General features: G+C 21.6%; 23 protein-coding genes and 1 tRNA gene. 9 read left to right on the plus strand and 15 right to left on the minus strand.

Annotated features, from left to right (window positions below):
* Positions 1 to 107: 107 nt before the first annotated feature.
* From CR143_RS01085 to CR143_RS01125, 9 genes are all read right to left on the minus strand, one after another.
* Positions 108 to 857: a sugar nucleotide-binding protein gene (locus tag CR143_RS01085; RefSeq protein ID WP_099340010.1), complete on the minus strand. Its 750-nt coding sequence runs from the start codon at positions 855 to 857 to the stop codon at positions 108 to 110.
* On the minus strand, positions 836 to 1,702 hold the full coding sequence (locus CR143_RS01090; RefSeq protein WP_099340011.1) for a glycosyltransferase family 2 protein: 867 nt from the start codon (positions 1,700 to 1,702) through the stop codon (positions 836 to 838). The genes CR143_RS01085 and CR143_RS01090 overlap by 22 nt, the downstream gene beginning before the upstream one ends.
* Positions 1,702 to 2,508 carry an NAD-dependent epimerase/dehydratase family protein gene (locus tag CR143_RS01095; RefSeq protein ID WP_099340012.1) on the minus strand — a complete coding sequence of 269 codons (807 nt, stop codon included), beginning with the start codon at positions 2,506 to 2,508 and terminating at the stop codon, positions 1,702 to 1,704. The genes CR143_RS01090 and CR143_RS01095 overlap by 1 nt, the downstream gene beginning before the upstream one ends.
* 21 nt (positions 2,509 to 2,529) lie before the next feature.
* The gene (locus CR143_RS01100; protein ID WP_099340013.1) at positions 2,530 to 3,720 is read right to left on the minus strand and encodes a class I SAM-dependent methyltransferase; all 1,191 of its coding nucleotides are present in this window, start codon (positions 3,718 to 3,720) and stop codon (positions 2,530 to 2,532) included.
* A 3-nt stretch (positions 3,721 to 3,723) separates the two neighbouring features.
* Positions 3,724 to 4,650 carry an SDR family oxidoreductase gene (locus tag CR143_RS01105; RefSeq protein ID WP_099340014.1) on the minus strand — a complete coding sequence of 309 codons (927 nt, stop codon included), beginning with the start codon at positions 4,648 to 4,650 and terminating at the stop codon, positions 3,724 to 3,726.
* Positions 4,647 to 5,051, minus strand: coding sequence for a sugar 3,4-ketoisomerase (locus CR143_RS01110; RefSeq protein ID WP_157780298.1), 405 nt, complete (start codon positions 5,049 to 5,051; stop codon positions 4,647 to 4,649). Before CR143_RS01110 ends, CR143_RS01105 begins: the two co-directional genes overlap by 4 nt.
* Positions 5,052 to 5,176: 125 nt before the next feature.
* Entirely contained in the window at positions 5,177 to 6,106 is a 930-nt protein-coding gene (locus CR143_RS01115) for a glycosyltransferase family protein (RefSeq protein WP_099340016.1), read from the minus strand.
* A 175-nt stretch (positions 6,107 to 6,281) separates the two neighbouring features.
* A complete protein-coding gene (locus CR143_RS01120) occupies positions 6,282 to 7,058 on the minus strand; it encodes a hypothetical protein (protein ID WP_099340017.1) in 777 nt (258 codons plus the stop codon).
* A gap of 126 nt (positions 7,059 to 7,184) precedes the next feature.
* Complete coding sequence (locus CR143_RS01125) at positions 7,185 to 7,694, minus strand: dTDP-4-dehydrorhamnose 3,5-epimerase family protein (RefSeq protein WP_099340018.1); 510 nt, start codon at positions 7,692 to 7,694, stop codon at positions 7,185 to 7,187.
* Positions 7,695 to 7,781: 87 nt separating this feature from the next.
* On the opposite strand from CR143_RS01125, the gene CR143_RS01130 reads away from it, so the two are divergent.
* Entirely contained in the window at positions 7,782 to 8,876 is a 1,095-nt protein-coding gene (locus CR143_RS01130; RefSeq protein WP_099340019.1) for a DegT/DnrJ/EryC1/StrS family aminotransferase, read from the plus strand.
* A 48-nt stretch (positions 8,877 to 8,924) separates the two neighbouring features.
* Positions 8,925 to 9,683, plus strand: a complete 759-nt coding sequence (locus CR143_RS01135) for an FkbM family methyltransferase (protein WP_099340020.1) — start codon at positions 8,925 to 8,927, stop codon at positions 9,681 to 9,683.
* 32 nt (positions 9,684 to 9,715) lie between these two features.
* On the opposite strand, the gene CR143_RS01140 is transcribed toward CR143_RS01135, so the two are convergent.
* The 3 genes from CR143_RS01140 to CR143_RS01150 all read right to left on the minus strand — a co-directional run bounded on the left by CR143_RS01140 (position 9,716) and on the right by CR143_RS01150 (position 11,583).
* Positions 9,716 to 9,792, minus strand: a tRNA-Met gene (locus CR143_RS01140).
* A gap of 57 nt (positions 9,793 to 9,849) precedes the next feature.
* Positions 9,850 to 10,830 (minus strand): NAD-dependent epimerase/dehydratase family protein, encoded by a 981-nt coding sequence (locus CR143_RS01145; protein ID WP_099340021.1) that lies wholly within the window; start codon positions 10,828 to 10,830, stop codon positions 9,850 to 9,852.
* Positions 10,831 to 11,583, minus strand: a complete 753-nt coding sequence (locus CR143_RS01150; protein ID WP_099340022.1) for a nucleotidyltransferase family protein — start codon at positions 11,581 to 11,583, stop codon at positions 10,831 to 10,833.
* Between the two features lie 52 nt (positions 11,584 to 11,635).
* On the opposite strand from CR143_RS01150, the gene CR143_RS01155 reads away from it, so the two are divergent.
* From CR143_RS01155 to CR143_RS01170, 4 genes are read left to right on the plus strand one after another with little or no spacing between them, the layout of a single operon-like run.
* Positions 11,636 to 12,436 carry a glycosyltransferase family 2 protein gene (locus CR143_RS01155; RefSeq protein WP_099340023.1) on the plus strand — a complete coding sequence of 267 codons (801 nt, stop codon included), beginning with the start codon at positions 11,636 to 11,638 and terminating at the stop codon, positions 12,434 to 12,436.
* Positions 12,437 to 13,375, plus strand: coding sequence for an NAD-dependent epimerase/dehydratase family protein (locus CR143_RS01160; RefSeq protein ID WP_099340024.1), 939 nt, complete (start codon positions 12,437 to 12,439; stop codon positions 13,373 to 13,375).
* 8 nt (positions 13,376 to 13,383) lie between these two features.
* Positions 13,384 to 13,614, plus strand: coding sequence for a hypothetical protein (locus tag CR143_RS01165; protein ID WP_099340025.1), 231 nt, complete (start codon positions 13,384 to 13,386; stop codon positions 13,612 to 13,614).
* 3 nt (positions 13,615 to 13,617) lie between these two features.
* Positions 13,618 to 14,151: a TylF/MycF/NovP-related O-methyltransferase gene (locus CR143_RS01170; RefSeq protein ID WP_275655709.1), complete on the plus strand. Its 534-nt coding sequence runs from the start codon at positions 13,618 to 13,620 to the stop codon at positions 14,149 to 14,151.
* A gap of 5 nt (positions 14,152 to 14,156) precedes the next feature.
* On the opposite strand, the gene CR143_RS01175 is transcribed toward CR143_RS01170, so the two are convergent.
* The 3 genes from CR143_RS01175 to CR143_RS01185 are packed head-to-tail and all read right to left on the minus strand — an operon-like array spanning position 14,157 to position 17,070.
* Positions 14,157 to 15,137, minus strand: coding sequence for a glycosyltransferase family 2 protein (locus CR143_RS01175; RefSeq protein ID WP_157780299.1), 981 nt, complete (start codon positions 15,135 to 15,137; stop codon positions 14,157 to 14,159).
* Between the two features lie 10 nt (positions 15,138 to 15,147).
* A complete protein-coding gene (locus tag CR143_RS01180; RefSeq protein ID WP_099340028.1) occupies positions 15,148 to 15,927 on the minus strand; it encodes a glycosyltransferase family 2 protein in 780 nt (259 codons plus the stop codon).
* Positions 15,928 to 15,939: 12 nt separating this feature from the next.
* Positions 15,940 to 17,070, minus strand: a complete 1,131-nt coding sequence (locus CR143_RS01185) for a glycosyltransferase (RefSeq protein ID WP_099340029.1) — start codon at positions 17,068 to 17,070, stop codon at positions 15,940 to 15,942.
* A 74-nt stretch (positions 17,071 to 17,144) separates the two neighbouring features.
* Between CR143_RS01185 and CR143_RS01190 the strand changes: the two genes are divergently transcribed.
* Genes CR143_RS01190 through CR143_RS01200 form a run of 3 tightly spaced genes read left to right on the plus strand, consistent with a single transcriptional unit; the run spans position 17,145 to position 20,468 of the window.
* The gene (locus CR143_RS01190; RefSeq protein WP_099340030.1) at positions 17,145 to 18,257 is read left to right on the plus strand and encodes a glycosyltransferase; all 1,113 of its coding nucleotides are present in this window, start codon (positions 17,145 to 17,147) and stop codon (positions 18,255 to 18,257) included.
* 13 nt (positions 18,258 to 18,270) lie between these two features.
* On the plus strand, positions 18,271 to 19,416 hold the full coding sequence (locus tag CR143_RS01195) for a glycosyltransferase (protein ID WP_099340031.1): 1,146 nt from the start codon (positions 18,271 to 18,273) through the stop codon (positions 19,414 to 19,416).
* A 41-nt stretch (positions 19,417 to 19,457) separates the two neighbouring features.
* Entirely contained in the window at positions 19,458 to 20,468 is a 1,011-nt protein-coding gene (locus CR143_RS01200; RefSeq protein WP_099340032.1) for an MraY family glycosyltransferase, read from the plus strand.
* Positions 20,469 to 20,474 lie beyond the last annotated feature (6 nt).

The raw sequence follows: 20,474 nt of genomic DNA on the forward strand, positions 1-20,474 counted from the left end.
AATTTTAATATTAAAATCTTAAATTAGTATTTATTTAAATATCTTAAATTTTTTTATTTTTAATTATAGTTTTTAAAATTAAAAAAAGTAGTTTTTTATAATTCTTATTAAATATTTTTAAAATTAAATGTTTTTTTTTTTAAAATATTTTTAAGTTTTTGGATATTTAGTGAACTATCTCTTGGAAAATTTTTAATTTTTTTATATTCAATAAATTTTATTTTTTTTTTAAATTTTTTTGCAAATTCATATATATCTCTTTTTTTTCCGCCAATATTTAAAATTCCAGATTCATCTAATAGAAATGGCATAATTTTAGAAACATCTTTATTAAAAATAAAACTTGTTTTTGCTCCTTTAATTGCTTTTTTATGCGTAAATGGAAAGTCTGTCATACACAATCTTAAAATTAATGAGTTTTTGTAAAGATGGACAGATGTTTCTCCGCCAAGTTTTGACCAAGCATAATTATTAAACGGAAGTAGCTTGCTGGTTTCTTTGTAATTTCCAGTTTTTCCTGGATACACGTAGTTAGTTGAAAAATATACTAATTTAATTTTAAATAAATTACATAATTTTACAATGTTGGCAGTTCCAATAACATTTAAATCTATACTTAAATTAATATCTTTTTCATGTAAATCCATAGGTCTTGATAGTCCAGCAACATGAATTAAGTGTGTAATTTTTTTATTTTTAATAAATTTTTTCATTTGGTTAAAATTAAGTAAATTAAAATTATTTTTGGAAGTAAAATAAGTTTTAAATTTTTTTAAATCTTTCTTTAAAAAAAAACAAAACCTACTATTCTTTCCCGTAACAAGAATTATTTTTTTTATATCTGAACTCTTTTCCATGATTTTTTTCCAAGCATACTATTAATTAAACCAGATAATCTATGTTGATGGATTTGGAATTTATTTCTACTTAATAAAAAAAAGATAATCATTTTTAAAAAGCTAGAAAATAAATCTTTGTAGGTTTGATAGAAGGCACTTATTAACCCATAGTGTTTTCTGTGAAAATAAAACTTACTCCACATTAAATGCCATTGTCGAAGGTTTTCAAATTTATTTTTAATATTTTTATTGTATGATTTTCCTTCAAAATGTTTTACTTTTATATTTTTTATTAGATAAATGTAAAAATTCTTTTTTAAAGCTCTTAAGCAATAGTCAGTTTCATCATAGTAAAAAAAAATTTTTGTGTCATAAAGACCTATTTTTTTTACTGCATACATGTTAAAAAGAACAAAGTGAAAATGCGCTAATTTCATTTTGACGTAATTATTTCTCTTTTCTTTACTATTTAAATTATCCAGATAAAAGTTCTGTGGGTAAGTTGAATTATAAAGATTTGGCACTAAAAAAGAAAAATTTTTAATTTGATTTGCATGCATTATAAATTTTTCTATAGTTCCTCTTTTAAAATCTATGTCCATGTCTAGATAAATAGAAAATTTAGTTTTTATAATTTTAAATGCTAGATTCATCGCGCCTGTAACACCCAAATTTTTCCTGCATAGAATAACATTAACGTTTTTATATTTTCTTTCAAAATATGTCTTAGTTTCACTTAAATTAGAGTTTTCAATAATTATAATTTTTATTTTAGGATTAATTTTTTTTATTATACGCTCAAAACTATAATCTGAATGATAAGCAATCATAAAAATAGTTAGTTTATTGTAAAAAAAACTCATTATAGATTATTAGAAAATTTTTTAACAAGATGATTTAAATCTTTAAGAAGAGAGGTTGATGGTTTAAAATTAAATTCTTTTTTGATTTTAGAAATATTAATTAATTTTTCATTTATTTTCTCACCTTGATTTGCAAAAATTATTTTGCAGTTAGTTATTTTTTTAATTTCATTTGCTATAGAAATTAGAGAAATTCTTTTACCAGAAGCAACATTATAAATATTTTCTTTACCTGATTGAATGATTTTCAATATTATATTTATAGCGTCATCAATACTTAAATAATCTTTTAAGGAATTTTTATTAATACTTATTAGAATCTCCCCTTTTTTAATGGCGCTTCTTATAAAAGTAGGAAGCACAATGGGTGCATAATAATTTTCACCATAAAGATTTGTAAGTCTTATAATTTTTATTTTTTTTTTTGAGCTTAATAAATATGATTCCGCGCATATTTTTTTTATATTATAATAATCGTTATGGTAATTTGGATTGATATATAAATTGCTCTCTTCTTTAGATGATTTAGAATTATTATAAATTCTAATACTGGACAAAAAAGTGAATGTTGAAAATTTATTTTTTTTGATAATATCTGGTATAAGACCTAAGTTAGCATAGTATGAATTGTAAATATCTTTTTTCCACAGGTCGCTTCCTATACAATAAATAATATTTCCAAGGTTTTTTTTAAAATTTAATTCTTTTTTTTCTGGAAGAATTAAATTTTGGGTTTTAAGTTTGTTCTTAAGCGCCGAACCTATAAAACCAGTATGGCCAAAGATTGTATAAGTTTTTTTTAACATTAGTTTTTTTTACAACTTGTGCTAAATTAAATGGGTAATCCAATTAATATTTTTTAACTTTTTTTCTTTTAGTTGAATTTCTTTCTTATGATTCCATGCAAATAAAAAAACATTATTATAATTAGATTTTCTAAATAATTTGTAATTATATATAGGTATGTGCATACCAGGTGAAAATTTTCCTATCTTTTCTTTTGTGGTGTCAAAAATACAATCAATTAATTCTGGACCAATATTACAATAATTTAATATTGTTGTGCTTTTGGAGGTCGCTCCATAACCACATATTTTTTGATTAGATTTTTTTATTTTGTATAGCGTCTCATTTAATTTATTTTTAGACATTTCACAATTTTTTTTGAATTGTAAACATCCTTCAAGACTGTCAATCTTTAATTTTTTTTCTTTTTCAATAAATCTTTTTACTTTTCCAAGGTCATTTCTATTCTTTTTTCTTTTCAAAATATATCGCATAGATCCTCCGTGTGTTATTTGAGGAATGACGTCGACAAGGTCGAAATCAAAACTTCTAAAAATTTTAGAAATAGAAGTTATAGAGAATAAAAAAATATGCTCATCATAAATTTGATCGTAAGAAACTTTTTCATACATTGAGCCTAGATATGGTTCCTCAAAGACTAGAGTTCCATTAGAACTTAACAACAAATCTACTGTTTTTATAAAATCGACAAGATCAGGTATATGACAAACTACATTTGAACCAACAATTACATCGGTTTTCTTTTTAAAATTTTCTAAATTATATATGTGTTGAGTAGAAAAAAATTTGTTTATGGTATTAATTTTTTTTTGACGTGCTATTTTAAACACATTATATGATGGCTCAAATCCTATATATTCAATATCAAGTTTTTTGAAATTTTCTAGAAATGTTCCATCATTAGATCCTATTTCTATTAATCTAGAATTATTACTCAGAAATTTTTTTACCCATTCCGAATATTTTTTAAAATGTTTAATCATAAATTTTGAACTTGATGTAAAAAAAGGATAATGCTTATTAAACATTTGTTTTGGTTTTGGATGATCATTAATTTGAAACAAAGAGATTTCCTCGCTAAATGAAGTTTCTAAATTATAAAAAAATTCTTTATTAAAATCTTTCTTTAATAAAAATCCATTAGCTAAAGGCATTTGGCCGAAACTCATGAAAGGTTTTAATTTTTTTTTAGTGATTTTGCAAAAACTCATTTTTTAATAGTTTTTTATGGATTTAAATATTTTAAAAGTATCTTCAATGTCTTTATCAATACTTTTTCCTAAATTTAATCCTTTGTTTTTTATTTTGTTTGAAAGAACATGGTAAGACAGTTGGTTCATTATTTCTGAATTAGTATATTTAATTTTAATATCTTTTTTAATTTTTTTAATTTTTTTTAGTATTTGGCCTACAGTAAGATTAGTAGTTACTATATTATAAATTGACTTATCAAATAAATTTTTTTTTAAAATAAAAAGAATAGCTTTATAGGCGTCATTTAGAGATAAATATGGTCTATATTGATTCATAGCTGTTTTCCAAACGGTAATTGGTTTATTCATGATTGCATTATGACAAAATTTATTAACAGCCGTGTGAAATCTCATTCCATTAGAAACACCTGCAATAGTCGCAAATCTTAATGTAATAAATTTTAGTTTGTTTTTTAATTTTTTTAAATATTTCTCTTCTTTTAATTTAATTTCAGCGTAAGGACTTTGGGGTTTAAGTTGCTTACAGTTCTCATCGACAATAGCATCTTGAGATCCATATACGCTTGTTGAAGAAATATGAATTAAATTAGATTTATTATTTATACAAAAATTTACAATGTTCAAAAAAGATAAAAAATTATTTGAGGAAATTTCTTTTTTAAATTTTACACTTTCCTCCGCATTAGTTAGAGAGGCAAAATGAATAACAGTTTTAATATTTTTAATATTATTTAATGTTTTTTTAATTGTCAGATCTCCAAGTCTAAAAAAAATTTTATTTTTTGATTTTAAATTGAATAAAATATTTATTTTCTCAGATTTATTATTATCAATAATATAAATTTTTTTAATTTTACGATTACGAGTAATTTTTTTTAAGAAAAAGGAACCTATATGGCCTAAAGATCCAGTAATAAGTATGTTCATTTTTTTTTAAACATAGAATGAAACTTTTCTATATTTGTTATATATTCAGTTTTTTTATATTTATAATCGCACAAAACTAACAAAGCAGTAATATTTGATTTAAATGTTATTTCGCACCAATGCAGTTTTGGAACAAAAAGTCCCAGATTTTTATTTGAATCTAAATAAATAATTTTTTTTTTTGGAGATAAGATGCTTAATTTTACCTTACCGGCAACAGGAACAAAAAGCTGATTGCAAATTTTATGAGCATGCTTACCTCTGGTTTGGCCTTTCTTACCCTTAATTAAAAAAAAACGTTTTATTTTTATGGGAAAATTTCTATTAATATAAAATGGTGTTAAAGATCCATTTGTCTCTTTATAGTTTTTGTATAAAATATATTTTATTTTTTTATTCACAGTTGTAATTTATATCCGATTTTTAAATAATTTATGATTTAATATTAAAAATAAAAAGAATATAAATATAGCAAATTTATTGATTAGTTTAATAATTAGAGCTAAATAATTTTAAAAGTAATTTTTTAATAACAAAAATATTTAATAATATTTTTCTGATATTTTTTAATAATCATATAAATTTTATATAAAAGAGATCTTTGTTTTAAAATTAAATTTTTTATTGCTTCTAAAAATAATTTATTCTCTTTTAGTTTTATTGGTAACATAATGTTCTTTTTTTTGTAATCAATAGTGTTATCAAAAAAAAACTGTTTTACTTTTGTATTTGTGGCAAATTCGTCAAAACCTATATTTTTTACCAAGGATTTTTTTGGATAAATACATAACCCTCTATTTACAAAAACTGTTGCGTACCAAAAAATTCCCCAGGTATCTGAAATTCTTAAATAATTTTTTTTTATTTGCAAAAAAAAATCATAAACATTATCCAAATTAAACTTTGCAATATTATTTGATTTCCATGTTTTAACTATTTTTTCAGGATCTTTTGAAAAATATTTCCATCTATCTTTCCAAGTTGCCCATCCCCAGCTATTTGTATTTCTAATTATAAAAGCGTCATATTTATTATTTTTAATATTGATGTCATAATTCCATCCAGAAATATGCCAAATCTTTTTTTTTTTATAATAAAAATTTAGACATTTATTCATAAATTTAAGAAATTGATCAGAAACTATAAGATCATCCTCTAAAAAAATTGCTTTATTGTATTTAGAAAAAACTAATTTTATTCCTTCGATAATATTTTTGCTTAATCCAAAATTTATCGATCTATAATAAATTTTTTTTTTTTTGAAACCATTTATATTTCGGATATAGCTCTTAACATCCTCTACTCTATTTTTATCATAAATATTTTTGTGATTATCTTGAAATATATATAAATTACTATTTTTGCTTTCTTTATTTTTTAGTAAAGAAATTATTAATTTCTCTATCGTTTCTCTTCTCTTGTATGAAAAAATTACTATTGGTGCTAAACTTTTCATTTTTTTATGAAACGTTTATGATTTTATTAAAGAATGCACTCTTCTTAATTTCATAGACCAATTTACTTTTACAGAAAATCCAAGACGAAGCTAAATATAAATTAACATATTTGACAATATGCTTATCTAAAAATGATTTATATAAACGTATTGTTAACATAGTCTTTTTTAGAATTTATTTGCTAAATTTTAAGTTTATTTCTGGTTTTTTAAAATCATTTGGATAATCGAGACCTTTAATAGGGTAGAATTGATTTGATTTTTTTTTCCCAACTTTACACAATCGATTATTTAAAAATGTAATTTCTAAATGTATTGGATTTTGATTTTCATCAGGCCAATCAAAATTATTCCCATGTAAGTGAATAATAGACATTTTTTTATTTTTTTTTATAAAATTTATAACCTTGTCTAAATGCAGATCGATATGAGAAAACTCTATTATTATAATTAGAAAATTAAATTTAATTAAATCATCTAATATTCTATATTCATCAAGGTCTATATCAATCTTTATTATGCAATTTTCACTAACAATATTATAATTTTTGATAATTTCATTGATTGATATTGAGTTTGGCTCCCTTCTTTTTGAGGAAACAATTTTTTTTTTAATATGAATAATTTTTTTCTTATTAAAAAAAATATAATACTTAAGGCATCTAAATATTCTTGAAAAATTTTTTCCATTTATTAAAAAATGAAAAAGCCACCTAAAGGTATTTTTAATCCAAAAATTTATATTTACAGTGTGATCAAAAACAAAAATCTCCAGTTTTGGTATTTTTTTTTTTAAATCTTGTTCGAAGGAAAATTCGTCAAATAAACCAAAAGTTACTAATTGTTTTATTTTTTTAAAAATTGATTTAGTAATTACATACCCGCCATCAAATTTATTTCCTATTCTAATTAAATCGTTAACTTTAATTGGTCGTAATATTTTAGGAAGCATAAAATTATAATTTAATGATTAAATTTATAAAAAGATTTTTTTATAATTATATTAATTTATAAGCAGTTTCTATTAACTTTTTTATTATACATTGTTTTAACAATTTAGAATAAAATTTTTGAAACTTCAAAGCGATCCAATTGTATTTTCAAAATCTTTTAGTGAAATTAAATTTTTATCTCTATCAGATAAAATAGGATTTCTTGTTTTCCATTTAATTTTTAATTCTTTGTCATTATATAAAATGCCGCTTTCATTTTTTTTGTCTCGGTATTTATCTATATGATAAAATACATAGGCTTCTCTACTTAAGCATTCAAAGCCATGCGCATAATAGTTGGGTATAATTAAAATTTTACCTGGTGTTAATAAAAACTTATACACATTTTTAAAATATCTCGAATTACTTTTTAAATTCACACATACGTCTAATATCTTTCCTTTGATTACTGTTATTATTTTTAGTTGGGCATTTTGCTTTTGAAAATGCAAGCCCCTAATAACATTTTGAGTAGAATAAGACATTGCGGTAAATTTTATTTGTGTATTAATTTGAATTTCGTTTTTTTTAAAAATTTCCTGAAAATATCCTCTATTGTCTTTATATTTTTTTTTATCTATCAAAGTTGGTTTCATTTTTTAATTATAAATATTTTTATTTATTAATTTTATTAATTAAATTTTCTTATATTATTAAATCAAAATTATAATATAATTTACATTATGAATATTAATTTTACCAATTTATATAAATTAATACCTAATAAAAAATTACTTTTTTATAAAATAAATAATTTATTAAGGAATAATCAACTTGTCGGAGGTAAAGAAATAGATAATTTTCAGAAGGAATTTTCAAGATTTGTTAATTCTAAATTTACAATAGCCGTTGCAAACGGAACGGACGCTCTAGAGATTGCAATAAAAAGTTTAAAACTTAAAAAAAATTCAGAAATTATAGTGCCGGCGAACACATGGATATCAACAGCTGCAGCAGTAGTAGCAAATGATTTAAAACTGATTTTATGCGATGTTAATTTAGATGATTATACAATTTGTCTTTCAGATTTAAAAAAAAAGATTAATAAAAAAACTTCCTGTATTATACCAGTTCATCTATATGGAAATCCTGCGCATATGCTTTCAATTAAAAAAATTATTGGAAAAAGAAATATAAAAATAATTGAAGATTGTGCGCAAGCACAAGGAAGTTTTATTAATGGAAGGCATGTAGGAACATTTGGAGATATTGGAACATTTAGTTTTTTCCCAAGCAAAAATATTGGAGGCATAGGTGACGGAGGTGCAATTGTAACCAAAAATAAAAAAATCTTTGATTTCTGCTCAAGATACAGAAATCATGGCGCAATACAAAAGTATGATCATAAATTTATAGGCAGAAACTCTAGATTGGATTGTATAAATTCTTGTTTAATTAGAGAAAAAATGAAAAAATATTCTCAGGTATTAAAAAAACGAAAAACGCTAGCTAAAATATACCATAAAAATTTAAAATTAATAAAAAATTTAAAATTATATAATTATCAAAAGAATTTTAGTTATTCTTATCATCAATTTGTAATTAGATTAGACAGGGATAGAGATGAATTGCAGTCATTTCTAAAAAAAAAAAATGTAGAAACGATGATACACTATCCATATATGCTTAATGAGTTATCTTTTTTTAATTATAAAAAAAAATTAAGTAATTGCAATATGCTTGGAAAAAAAATACTAAGCTTACCAATTTCCGAAGAACATTCTGTAAAAGAAATAAATCACGTTTGTAAATTAATTAAATTATTTTTTAATAAATAATTTAATAATTTATAGAATAGAAAAATAGAACTAATATACAATAAATTTATGTTGATTAACTCATTTAAATTATTTATTAATAAAATAATTTCATTCACTGGTTATAAGATTTCTAGATTAAAATATATCCATAGTAGTGAGATAAATTTAATAAATTCAATTAATTTTTTTAGAATAAAAAGCATAATTGATGTAGGAGCAAATGAGGGGCAGTTTATATTAAGATTGCTTAAACAAAATTTTAAAGGAAATGTTATAAGTTTTGAGCCGATAGCTAAAGCTTATGAAAAATTATTAATAAACGCAGAGAAAAATAAACAAAAAATTTCTTGGTACGTTGCTGAAAAATGTGGACTAGGAGCAAAAGATTTTTCTAATGATATATTTATTTCACAACATTCAGAAAGCAGTAGTCTATTAAGGATTCTTCCAAAACATACAAATTTAAAACCTTTATCCAAAACAATATCCGCCGAAAGAATAAATATAAAAAAATTAGATAATTTTTATGACTATATAAAAAAATTAGATAGAAATATTTTTCTAAAAATAGATACGCAGGGTTATGAATTGGAAGTTTTAAAAGGTGCAGAAAGAACTTTGGAATTAATCGCAGCATTAGTTGTTGAGGTGTCATTAGTAAAGTTATATGAGAAACAACCAGATTGGTTAGATATTATTAATTTTTTGAAAGAGAGAAATTTTGTAATTTGGTCCGTTGAAAGAGTTATGGGCGATGTAAACACAGGGGAGACTTATCAGTTAGATATAATTTTTGTAAAAGACAATTATTTAGTTAATAGCTAATTAAGTTATTTTAAGAGTTAATCTAAATAAATTGGTTGCGGGGCTTGGATTTGAACCAAGGACCTTCAGGTTATGAGCCTGACGAGCTACCAGACTGCTCCACCCCGCGATTTTTTTTATCTTAAGGTTAATTTTAATAAAATCAAATTTATAATAGTTTTTTAATTTAGTTTATATTAATCTTTTGCTTTAGTGAATTAAAGTGTTGTTTATACCAGTCAATAGTATTTTTAAGACCTTCATCCATATTTATTTTTTGTTTCCATTTCAATTCTTTAGTTATTTTATTAAAGTTTAATTTTTGAAATTTAATTTCATTTTTTGAAAAGTTTTTAATTATAATTTTAGTTTTTTGGTTATTAATTATATTTAGTATCTTTTTAACAAGTTCTAGAACTGATAAATTATATTTTGATCCAACATTATATATTTGTAAATTTTGTTTTGCATTTAATAGTTTTTTCATAAGTAAAAAATAAGCATTAGCAGCATCACTAACGTGCAGATAATCTCTGACAAGTTTTCCATTAGATCTAATAATAATATTTTTATTCATCAAAGCAGAAATTATAGTTTCAGGCACAATTCTCCTCATGTTTAGATCACCGGGTCCGTACAAATTTCCACATCTAAGAATGCCAACTTTAAGATTGTAAACTTTAGAGTAAGACTGGCATATCAAATCTGCACATGTTTTTGATAAATCGTAAGGAAAAATTGCGTTTAGACTGGTATTTTCTTTATATGATTTAGATTTAACTTCACCATAAGCTTTGTCTGAAGAAGAAAAAATAAAAATTATTTTTTTGTCAATATCTTTTATTGCTTCTAATAATTTGATTGTTCCAAAAATATTATTGGTATAGGTTTTTTTAGGATTATCTAGAGCTTCTAAAACTTGTGTCGTAGCACCTGTATGGAAAATAGTATTAATTTTTTTTTTTTTAATAACATCAGTAATTAATTTTTTATTTAAGTAATTTCCAATAATGATATTTTTTTTTCTAATATTTAATTCTAATTTTTTAAAAAAATTTTTTTTTTTATCTAGTATAAATACATTATACTTATTTGAGTTTAAAAGTTTAAAAAGATTTCTTCCAAGAAGTCCAAACCCACCAGTAATGAGGATATTTTTTTTTGACATTTAAAATATTTTTCTATTTTTAACTTGATTTTTTAAAAAAATTAAATCTTTTTGGTTATTAACAGTATAATGTTTTTTCTTATGGAGAAACGAAATTAAATTTTTATTTTTGGCTAATTTGGGCAATAAAAAAGTCTCTAAATCTTTAGTAGTATTAAATTTTTTTTTAAAAATCTCTTTTTTAAAAAAATAAAAACCAATATTAATTGGATCTTTCATTATAGGTTTTTCTATAAATTTTTTCACATATTTATCTTTTATTTTAATAATTCCATAAGGAGATCTAGTTTTATAACAAACCAAGCTTGCTTGATTTTGCTTTTTTTTTAAAAGAGCTAAATTTTTTTTAAAGTTAATATCAGCTATTGTATCTCCGTAACATGCACCAATAATTGGATTATTTTTAATATATTTAAGCGTTTTTAATATTCTTTGTAGTTTATTAGAATTTTTTTTAGCATTAAATAAAAATATATTTTTTTTATTTGGATTAAAATTAGATAATTTCTTATTTAAAATATTAAGATTATAATTTTTTAAATTTTTAGCATTTTTAAAAAATTTTAAATATTGATTCATTTTATACCCTAATGGTAATAGAAATATTTTGAAATTATTAGAAAAATAATAATCTAAAAGTATTATTAAGAATGGTTTATTATTAATTTTAACTAGATGCTTTGGAATATTTTCTTTATAATCAAACCTTTCACCTTTTCCGCCAACAAGTAAAATAATTGGTATATTATTCATTTTTATAATTTAATTATGTAAAATATCTATAGATACTTAATTATTTAATTTGATGCAATTTTCAATTCTCATTAATACTCATAATCAAGAAAAATATATTTTTAGATGTATAGATTCATGTTTAAAACAGACATATTCAAGAAGTTTTGAAATTTTAATATTTGATACCTCAAACAAAAAAAATATAAAAATTAATAGTTATTTAAAACATAAAAATATTAAATATTTTTATGCAAAAAGTTTTTCAAAAATTCCTGAGTTAAATCAAATTATTAAAATTAAAAAACTTTTATTGGCTTCCAAGGGTGAAATTATTTGCTTATTGGATGGTGATGATTTTTTCAGTAAAGATAAACTAAAAAATATTATAAATATTAAAAGTGGTATTAAAAATAATTTATATCAAAATTTTTCTTATAATTATTTTGAATCCAATAAAAAAAAAAAAATAATATCATTTCCATTTTATAAAAAATATTTTTTTTATAAATACTTAATTAATGATTGGCCTTTTATTTCTGGGACTAGCAGTTTATTTTTTCATAGGAACATTTTGAAAGAATTTTTTAAAAGAATTGATATATTAAAATATTGTACACTTGCTATTGATATAAAATTAATGCTATTTGCGATGAGCTTTTATCAAATAAAAATTTTTCCTTATTATCTCACTTATAAAAGTATTAATAATGATAACCTAAGTAAAAACTACAAAAGTTTTTTTTCTTTAAATTTTTGGAATAGAAGAGTTGAGCAAACTGTTTTTCAAGAACATTTTTTCACTTATAAACTAAATTTAAACTATTTAATTAACAAACTTTTTTCTTTTATTATAAAGTTTAAATCCAAATAAATGATATATTTATTAACAGGCTCCAGTGGATTTATAGGTTTTCATCTTGCTAATGAGTTATTGAGGAATCCAAAAAATAAGGTTTATGGTCTCGATTCTTTAAATAAATATTATTCAATTAGTCTTAAAAAAAAAAGAACAAATATACTAAAAAAAAAAAAAAATTTTAAATTTTTAAATATTAATTTATGTAATTATAATTTATCTAAAAAAATTATTTTGGAAATAAAACCAAATTTTATATTTCATTTAGCAGGACAACCTGGAGTAATATATTCATTCAAGGACCCCGTCAGTTATAAGAATAACAATATTCTAGCTACTAAAAATTTATTAAAAATTATAAGACTTATTAAAGTTAAAAAATTTATATTTTCTTCATCAAGTTCAGTTTATGGTGAGCAAAAAAAATTTCCGATTAAAGAAAATTTTAAATTAAATCCTATTAATTATTATGCAGTTACAAAATTAAAGTGTGAGAACTTAATTAGAAAAAAACTTAAAGAATTAAAAATTCCTTACATTATTTTTAGATTATTTACAGTGTATGGACCTATGGGGAGACCTGATATGTTTATTTATTCTGCCGTAAAAAAAATAAATAAAAGTAAACTGATTACTTTATATAACCATGGAAAAAGTTTAAGAGATTTTACTTATATAGATGATGTGGTTAAAGCATTTATTAAATCAATTTCAAAAAAAATTAGTAACAACCCTATCATTAATATTTGCTCTTCTAATCCAATAAATATTTTAAAAATTACTAATACTATCGGAAAACTTTTAAAAAAAAAAATTAGAATACAGTTTAGAAATAGTAGAAAAGGAGAGATAGATAAAACTCATGGCTCAAATGCACTTTTAAAAAGAATTTTTAAAGTAAAAAAATTTACTGATATCACCAAAGGTTTAAGAAATATTATATATTCACAATAGAATACTTTATGAAAAATTTTATAAAAAAAATAATTAAATTATTTGGGTATGAAATTATTTCCAAAAATGATTGGTTAAGAAAAAACGAAAATTATGTTGCGGAAATATCAGCAAATGAATCTGCAATATTGAATGATATTAAAGAATATACAATGACAAGTATTCCAAGTCAGTGGTCTTTACTGCAGTCTATTAAGCATGTTATTAGAAATAATGTTGAAGGAAGTTTTGTTGAATAAGGAATATTTCGTGGAGGAAATATTATTCTTATGTCTAAATTGCTAGAGGAGCATAAAGTAGAAAAAAATATTTTTGCCTATGATACCTTTGAGGGTATGCCATTGCCTGGAAAAGATGATTTAGATTTACGCGGAAATAGCAGCATTGATAAGTTTCTAGAACTCAAAAATTCTGAGAAGGAAGGTAGTCAGTGGTGTTATTGTAATATACAAGATGTAAAAAATAATATTAAAAAATTTAATATAAACTATTTAAAAAATATTAATTTTATTAAAGGAAAAGTTGAAGAAACATTATTAGATATTAACAATTTACCAAAAAAGATCTCATTATTAAGATTAGACACAGATTTTTACAGTTCCACAAAAATTGAACTAAATATTTTATTCCCGTTATTAGAAAAAAATGGAATTTTGATAGTCGATGACTACGGACATTTTATGGGAGCAAAAAAAGCAGTTGATGAATTCTTTTCTGAAAAAAAAGCTTGGTTTCATAGAGTAGATTACTCTACAAGATTATTAATTAAAAATTAATTTATTTAATATTTTTTAAAAAACTCCAATGTTCCTTCGCAAAAACCATAATATCTTTCTTTGTTATTTTTTTTAAAAATGCTTAACATTAAATAATAAGGTACCCGTAAAAAAAAATAAGAATATCCTATAAATTTATCAGATAGATTGCCAATTTTTTTAATTAGTAACAGCCATCCAATAGCCTCAAAGTATGCTCGTTGTCTAATTCCAGATACGTTAATGCTGCTAGCTACTTTGTGATAAGTTTTGTAATTTAGATTAGCTATTAGTTTACCAAATTTTTTCAATCTAAAAGATAGCTCTATATCCTCGGGACCAAAGAAGAAGTCTTCATCACCTAAGCCATTTTTTTTTAAAACACTAGCTCTATAAACTGAACAGCAGCCGCAAATGGCATCAACTTCTTTTTGTCCACTTAAATTTTTATTGTCAATTAATCTATATTTTTTTAAATTCATTGTTTTTTGAAATTTTAAAAAGTTCCATTTAAATTTAAAGTTATGCCACAAAACATTCCATCGGTGAGCTTCATGAAGAATTTTAGGAGATATTGCGACAATACTTTCATCGGTTGTTAATGATTTTATCATTCCCGATAGGTAGTTTTTAGTTATGATAAAATCACAATCTATTCTGGCAATAAAATCATAATTTTGATTTAGACAAAATTTATATCCCAAATTTAAACCTGCGGTACAACCCAGATTAAAAGCCCATTTTTGATTTTTAATTTTATTACTATTTAATAAATATAATTTTTTTTGACCTGTATTAGTAATCTTATAGTTCTTAGTTATTTCTAATATTCTTTTAGATCCCCATTTTTTGATTTGTAAAATATGATTTTTTGAAGAATTATTATTAACCAAAATTATATCGTATTTATTATAATCACTTTTTAGTATGCTTTTTAAACATTCAATTGTGTTTTTTGAATCGTTCCAAGTTAAAACAACAATCCCGACTTTTTTAGTAATTTGCATATAATTTTTATTAAAATATTTTTTTAAAATTTTTAATAATTTTATATAAAAACAATAAATAAACAAAAATTTTATTTTGATTATTATTAATTCTTATTTTATTTAAATCCTTTAAATGATCGATATATTTTATCTTTGATGAAAAACCACCTGGTCTAAATTTACCAAATACCTCCTCTTTTTTTGAGGCAGTGCCAATTAATTTATGATTAACAATCATTTTATAGAAAAAATCTAAATCAGCACTTAAAAATTTAGGGTCGTATAATCCAACTTTTTTTTGAGCTTTAGTTTTTATAAAGAAACCGACGGAATGAGAAGTATAAAATCCAAAACTAAATTTTATTTTCCATGGGTTATATCCATATAATAGCTTATATTTTTGGACACTTCCAAATACAAAATCAAAATTTTTTTTTAAATATTTTACAGCAATTTTAACAGCATTTTTATTATAGGTATCATCTGAATTAATAATTCCAATTATTGATCCTTTAGCCAATTTTATACCTTTATTCATAGCCTCCCATAGTCCATTGTCTTTTTGACTTACCCAATAGTCTATTTTATTATTATATTTTTTAATTATTTTTAAAGTTTTGTCTTTTGAATCACCATCTATTATTAAATATTCAATATTTTTATAAGATTGATTTAGTACGCTTTTAATAGTTTGCTCTAGATACTTTTCTCCATTACGAACTACTGTAATAATCGAAACGAGTGGGAAAAATTTATCATTTTTTTTAATTTTATTTTTAAGGCGAAGGCCTCCTTTTCTAATTATCATAAGAAATTTTACTTATATTTTATCAAAAACTTTATTATAGATTTTAGAACTATGTATTTTGTCAAATCTATAAAGTGATTTTTTTGCTAGAGTTGTTTTAGATTTTAATATTTTTGGGTTATTAAAAAAATTATTAATTTTTTTTATTAAATCAATAATAGAATTTGGTTTATATAAGTCACCACCTTTGCCATTTAGAAGTATCTCGCTAGGGCCAGAATTGCAATTTGCTGAAATTACAGGAGTATTTAAAACAACAGATTCAACAATAACATTAGCGAAACCCTCATATTTAGATGTTAATACAAATAAATCTGAATTCTTTATGTATGGATAGGGATTTAAACATTTACTTATAATTATAATATCATTTTCAAGTTGTTTTAAGGCTATATATTTTTTTATTTTAGTTAGTTCATCCCCGTAACCAATCAAAATTAATTTTATATTATCAAATTTTTTTATAACCTGTTCAAACGCCCTTATTAAAAAAATTTGATTTTTTCTTTTTGTGAATCTTCCTACATTTATTATAAATTTACTATTTTTATTAAAAAAACTTGGATAAAAAAAATTGGATCTTTTAATAATATTTTTATCAAATGCAGGATTGTAAATTAATTTTATTTTAGCATTAGTATATAGTTTTAAATCAAAACATAATTTTTTGGAAATGCCAATTACAAGATCTACTTTTTTATAAATAAACTTAATCAGGTAATAGATAATTTTTTTTTTAATGAAGTCTTTAAAATTATTAAAGAATTTTAGTTCATCTAAATGATTACGCTCGATAAATATAATTTTAATTTTTTCAATTTTATATAATGCAAAATAAATAATTATATTTGCAAAATTTTGATTAGATATAATGATATTTTTGGCATTATAATTTTTTTTTAAGATATTATTAATAATATTTCTTAATTTAAAAATTGAAAATAAAGTTCTTGTTGAATTTAATTTGATAAATTTTATCTTAACCTTTTTTTTTATAATTTTTGGCAGTATACTTTTGTTTAATGAGATAAAAGTAAATTTATATTTTTTATAATCAAGACTTGAAATCAATCTTGCTAATGAATTATCAGCTCCTCCAATATTAGAATATGGATGAAAGAATATGAGATGTTTTTTGATCAAAAAATTTTTTTTTTAAAATGATTGATATATATAAAATATTAGTCGATTATTTTTAATAATCAATTTTTAAATTTATGAATAGGGCAAAATTAGTAATATTTATTCCTTCTATAGAAGGTGGTGGTGTTGAAAAAAATCTTTATGTAATTTCTAATTATTTATCAAGCAAACTTAAGAACGAAGTTTATGTAATTACAGCCGATAAAAAGAATACAGATTTTTTTAGCAAAAATGTCAAAGTAGTCAGCTCCAAGTTTAAGATACCAGAAATTAATTCGCGATTAATAAAATATTTTATATCATTAATTTTATTATTACTTTTTTTTCTTAAAAATAAAAAAATAGTAGTGTTATCTTTTCAAGCAAATATTTATGCTATTATTTTATGTAAAATTTTAGGCGTTAAAATTGTAGTTAGATCAAATAGCTCAACCAAAGGTTGGTCTAGTAATATCCTTAAAAATTTTATTTTTAAATTTTTTTTAAAAAAATCAGAAAAGGTGATTGTTAATAGTTACGCCTTAAAAAATGAATTTATTAAAAAATTTAATTTAAAAAGTACTTGCATCTATAATCCATTAAATAAATATGAGGTAAGAAAACTTGCTAGAGATAAAATTTCATCAAATTTTTTTAATGTTAGAGATAAAATATTAAAAATTATAAATGTCGCTAGATTAACAGATCAAAAAGATCATTTAACTTTGCTTAAGGCGTTAAATACAATTAAAGAAAAATTAAATTTTAGATTAATAATTTTAGGAAGCGGCTCAAATAAAAATAAATTACAAAATTATATAAATAAAAATAATTTACAAAAAAAAATTAAGTTAATAAATTACAATAGAAATCCTTTCAAATTTATTAAAAGATCAGAATTATTCATTCTTACATCTTTATATGAGGGTTTGCCTAATGTTTTACTAGAGGCAATTAGTTTAAAAAAATTTATTATTTCATCTGATTGTCCTACAGGTCCTAGGGAGATACTTCTAAATGGCAAAGGTGGTTTTCTATTTAGAGTTGGAGACTATAAAAATTTGGCAAAGAGAATTATTTTTTATTCTTCGCATAAAAAAAAATTGAAGAAAAAAATTTTTTTTGCTTATAAAAACTTAAAGAGATTTGATTATAATAACAACCTTAAAAAATATTTGTTTATAATTAATAAATATTTATTAAATTAGTTAAAATATAAATATGAAAGTATTTTATTGGTCACCATTTACTTCAAAAGTTGCCACAATTACAGCAGTAATAAATTCTGCAGAGTCTTTACAAAAATTTTCTAATAATAAAATCAAATCGCATATTATAAATGTTTTTGGAGAATGGAATGATTATGTTGAGAATATTAAAAATAAAAATATTAAATTAATATATCTTTCGAAGTTTGATTTTAGAAAATTTTTATTTTGCACCGGTTTTATACGTAGTAGACTAAGCTATATTTTTATTTATTTTTATTATTTTTTTTTACTATTAAAAATTCTAAAAAAAGATGAACCAAATTTTTTAGTAATACATCTAATTACCTCTCTACCGCTTACATTGTTAGCTTTGTTTAATTTTAAAACTAAGTTTATTTTAAGAATTTCTGGTTATCCGAAACTTAATTTTATTAGAAAAATTTTTTGGAAATTATTATCAAAAAAAATTTATAAAATAACTTTTCCAACAAAAGAAACTTATAAATTATTTGTTAAACTAAAAATTTTTGATATCAATAAAATGTTGGTTGTTTATGATCCGGTATTAGATATTAATATTATAAATAAAAAAAAATCTTTGCAAATTAAAGATATAATAAATAAAAACTCTCAATATATCTTATCTGTAGGAAGGTTTACAAAACAAAAGAATTTTGAATTTTTAATTAAATCTTTTTCTGAAATTTCGAAAAAGTATCCTAGTGTTAAACTGGTAATAATTGGCAAAGGAGAGTTAAAAGAAAAATATCAAAAATTACTAAAAGATTTAAATTTGAATGAGCAAGCCACTTTACTTGAATACCAAGAAAATATTTATCAGTTTATAAGCAAATCAATTTGTGTTGTCATAGTTTCCTTATGGGAAGACCCTGGTTTTGTTATGATAGAGTCTGCAGCTACAAATACGGTAATTATTTCTAGTGATTGCCCAAGTGGTCCAAAAGAGTTTATTGATAATAATAGCGCTGGCTATTTATTTAAAACAAATGATCAACAAAATTTTCTAGACACATTTGATAATTTTATGACAGATAGTAAAGATAAAATAATAAAAAAAAAAATTTCTGCAAAAAGAAACGCAAATGCATTTACAAGATTTAGACATTATAAGGCATTTTCACAATTATTAAATTAATTGTTTAAATATTATTTAATTAAGTTTATTGAAAATCGTAAATGGTCTTTTATTTCTCTTATATAATTTTTAGTTTAATTTTAATTTTTTTATCAAGAAGACTTAATTTTCTAATTCACAAAAAAAATCTACCACACAAAAGTTTAACTTCTCATTCTAAAGTTTCAATATTAGGAGGGACTTTATTTTTAATTTTTTTGTTACTTAAATTTAATCTTAATAACTATTTTTGGTTTATTCCATTTTTTTTGTTAGGATTGTTCTCGGATATTAATTATTTGTCAAATCCAATAAAGAGAATTTTAATCCAGATAATTTTAATAATCTTATTTGTTTTTTTCTTAAAAATAAAAATATTTAAAACTAATTTTTTTATTTTAGATTTTGCACTTAATAATAATTTGTTTAATATTATTTTTACATCTTTTTGTTTATTAGTTTTGATAAATGGATGTAATTTTATTGATGGGTTAAATACTTTATTAATTGGCTATATTCTAATTATTTTTTTAATTATCTATTTTATTTTACCTAGTTTAAATTTTAATAAAGATCTAATTAAAGATTTTTTATTTATAATAATGATTTTATATTTATTAAATTTATTTAATGTTTTGTACTTAGGAGATTCAGGGTCTTATATATTAGCTCTGTTTTCAGGATATTTATTGATAGATTTAGCAAACAATAATCCTTATTTGTCTCCTTTTTATATAGTATTACTATTATGGTATCCATGTTTTGAAAATTTATTTTCAATTTTTAGAAGAAAAAATAAATTTGCCCCAACGTTAAATGCGGACAATAAACATTTACATCATTTAATTTTTATTTTTATTAAAAATATTTTTAATACCAAAAATATTTGGGCAAATATAATTTCTGCTTTTATTATTAATTTTTATAATTTTTTATCTATTATGTTTTCAATTAAATTTATTTATAAAACAAAATTTATCATTTTATTAATTATAACAAATATTATTTTTTATTTTTTTATTTATCATTATTTAAATAAAAAGATAAAAAATTTGGCTCTAAAAGATTTTTAATTAATT

Origin of the sequence: Candidatus Fonsibacter ubiquis, from assembly GCF_002688585.1 — a bacterium.
Taxonomy (GTDB): domain Bacteria; phylum Pseudomonadota; class Alphaproteobacteria; order Pelagibacterales; family Pelagibacteraceae; genus Fontibacterium; species Fontibacterium commune.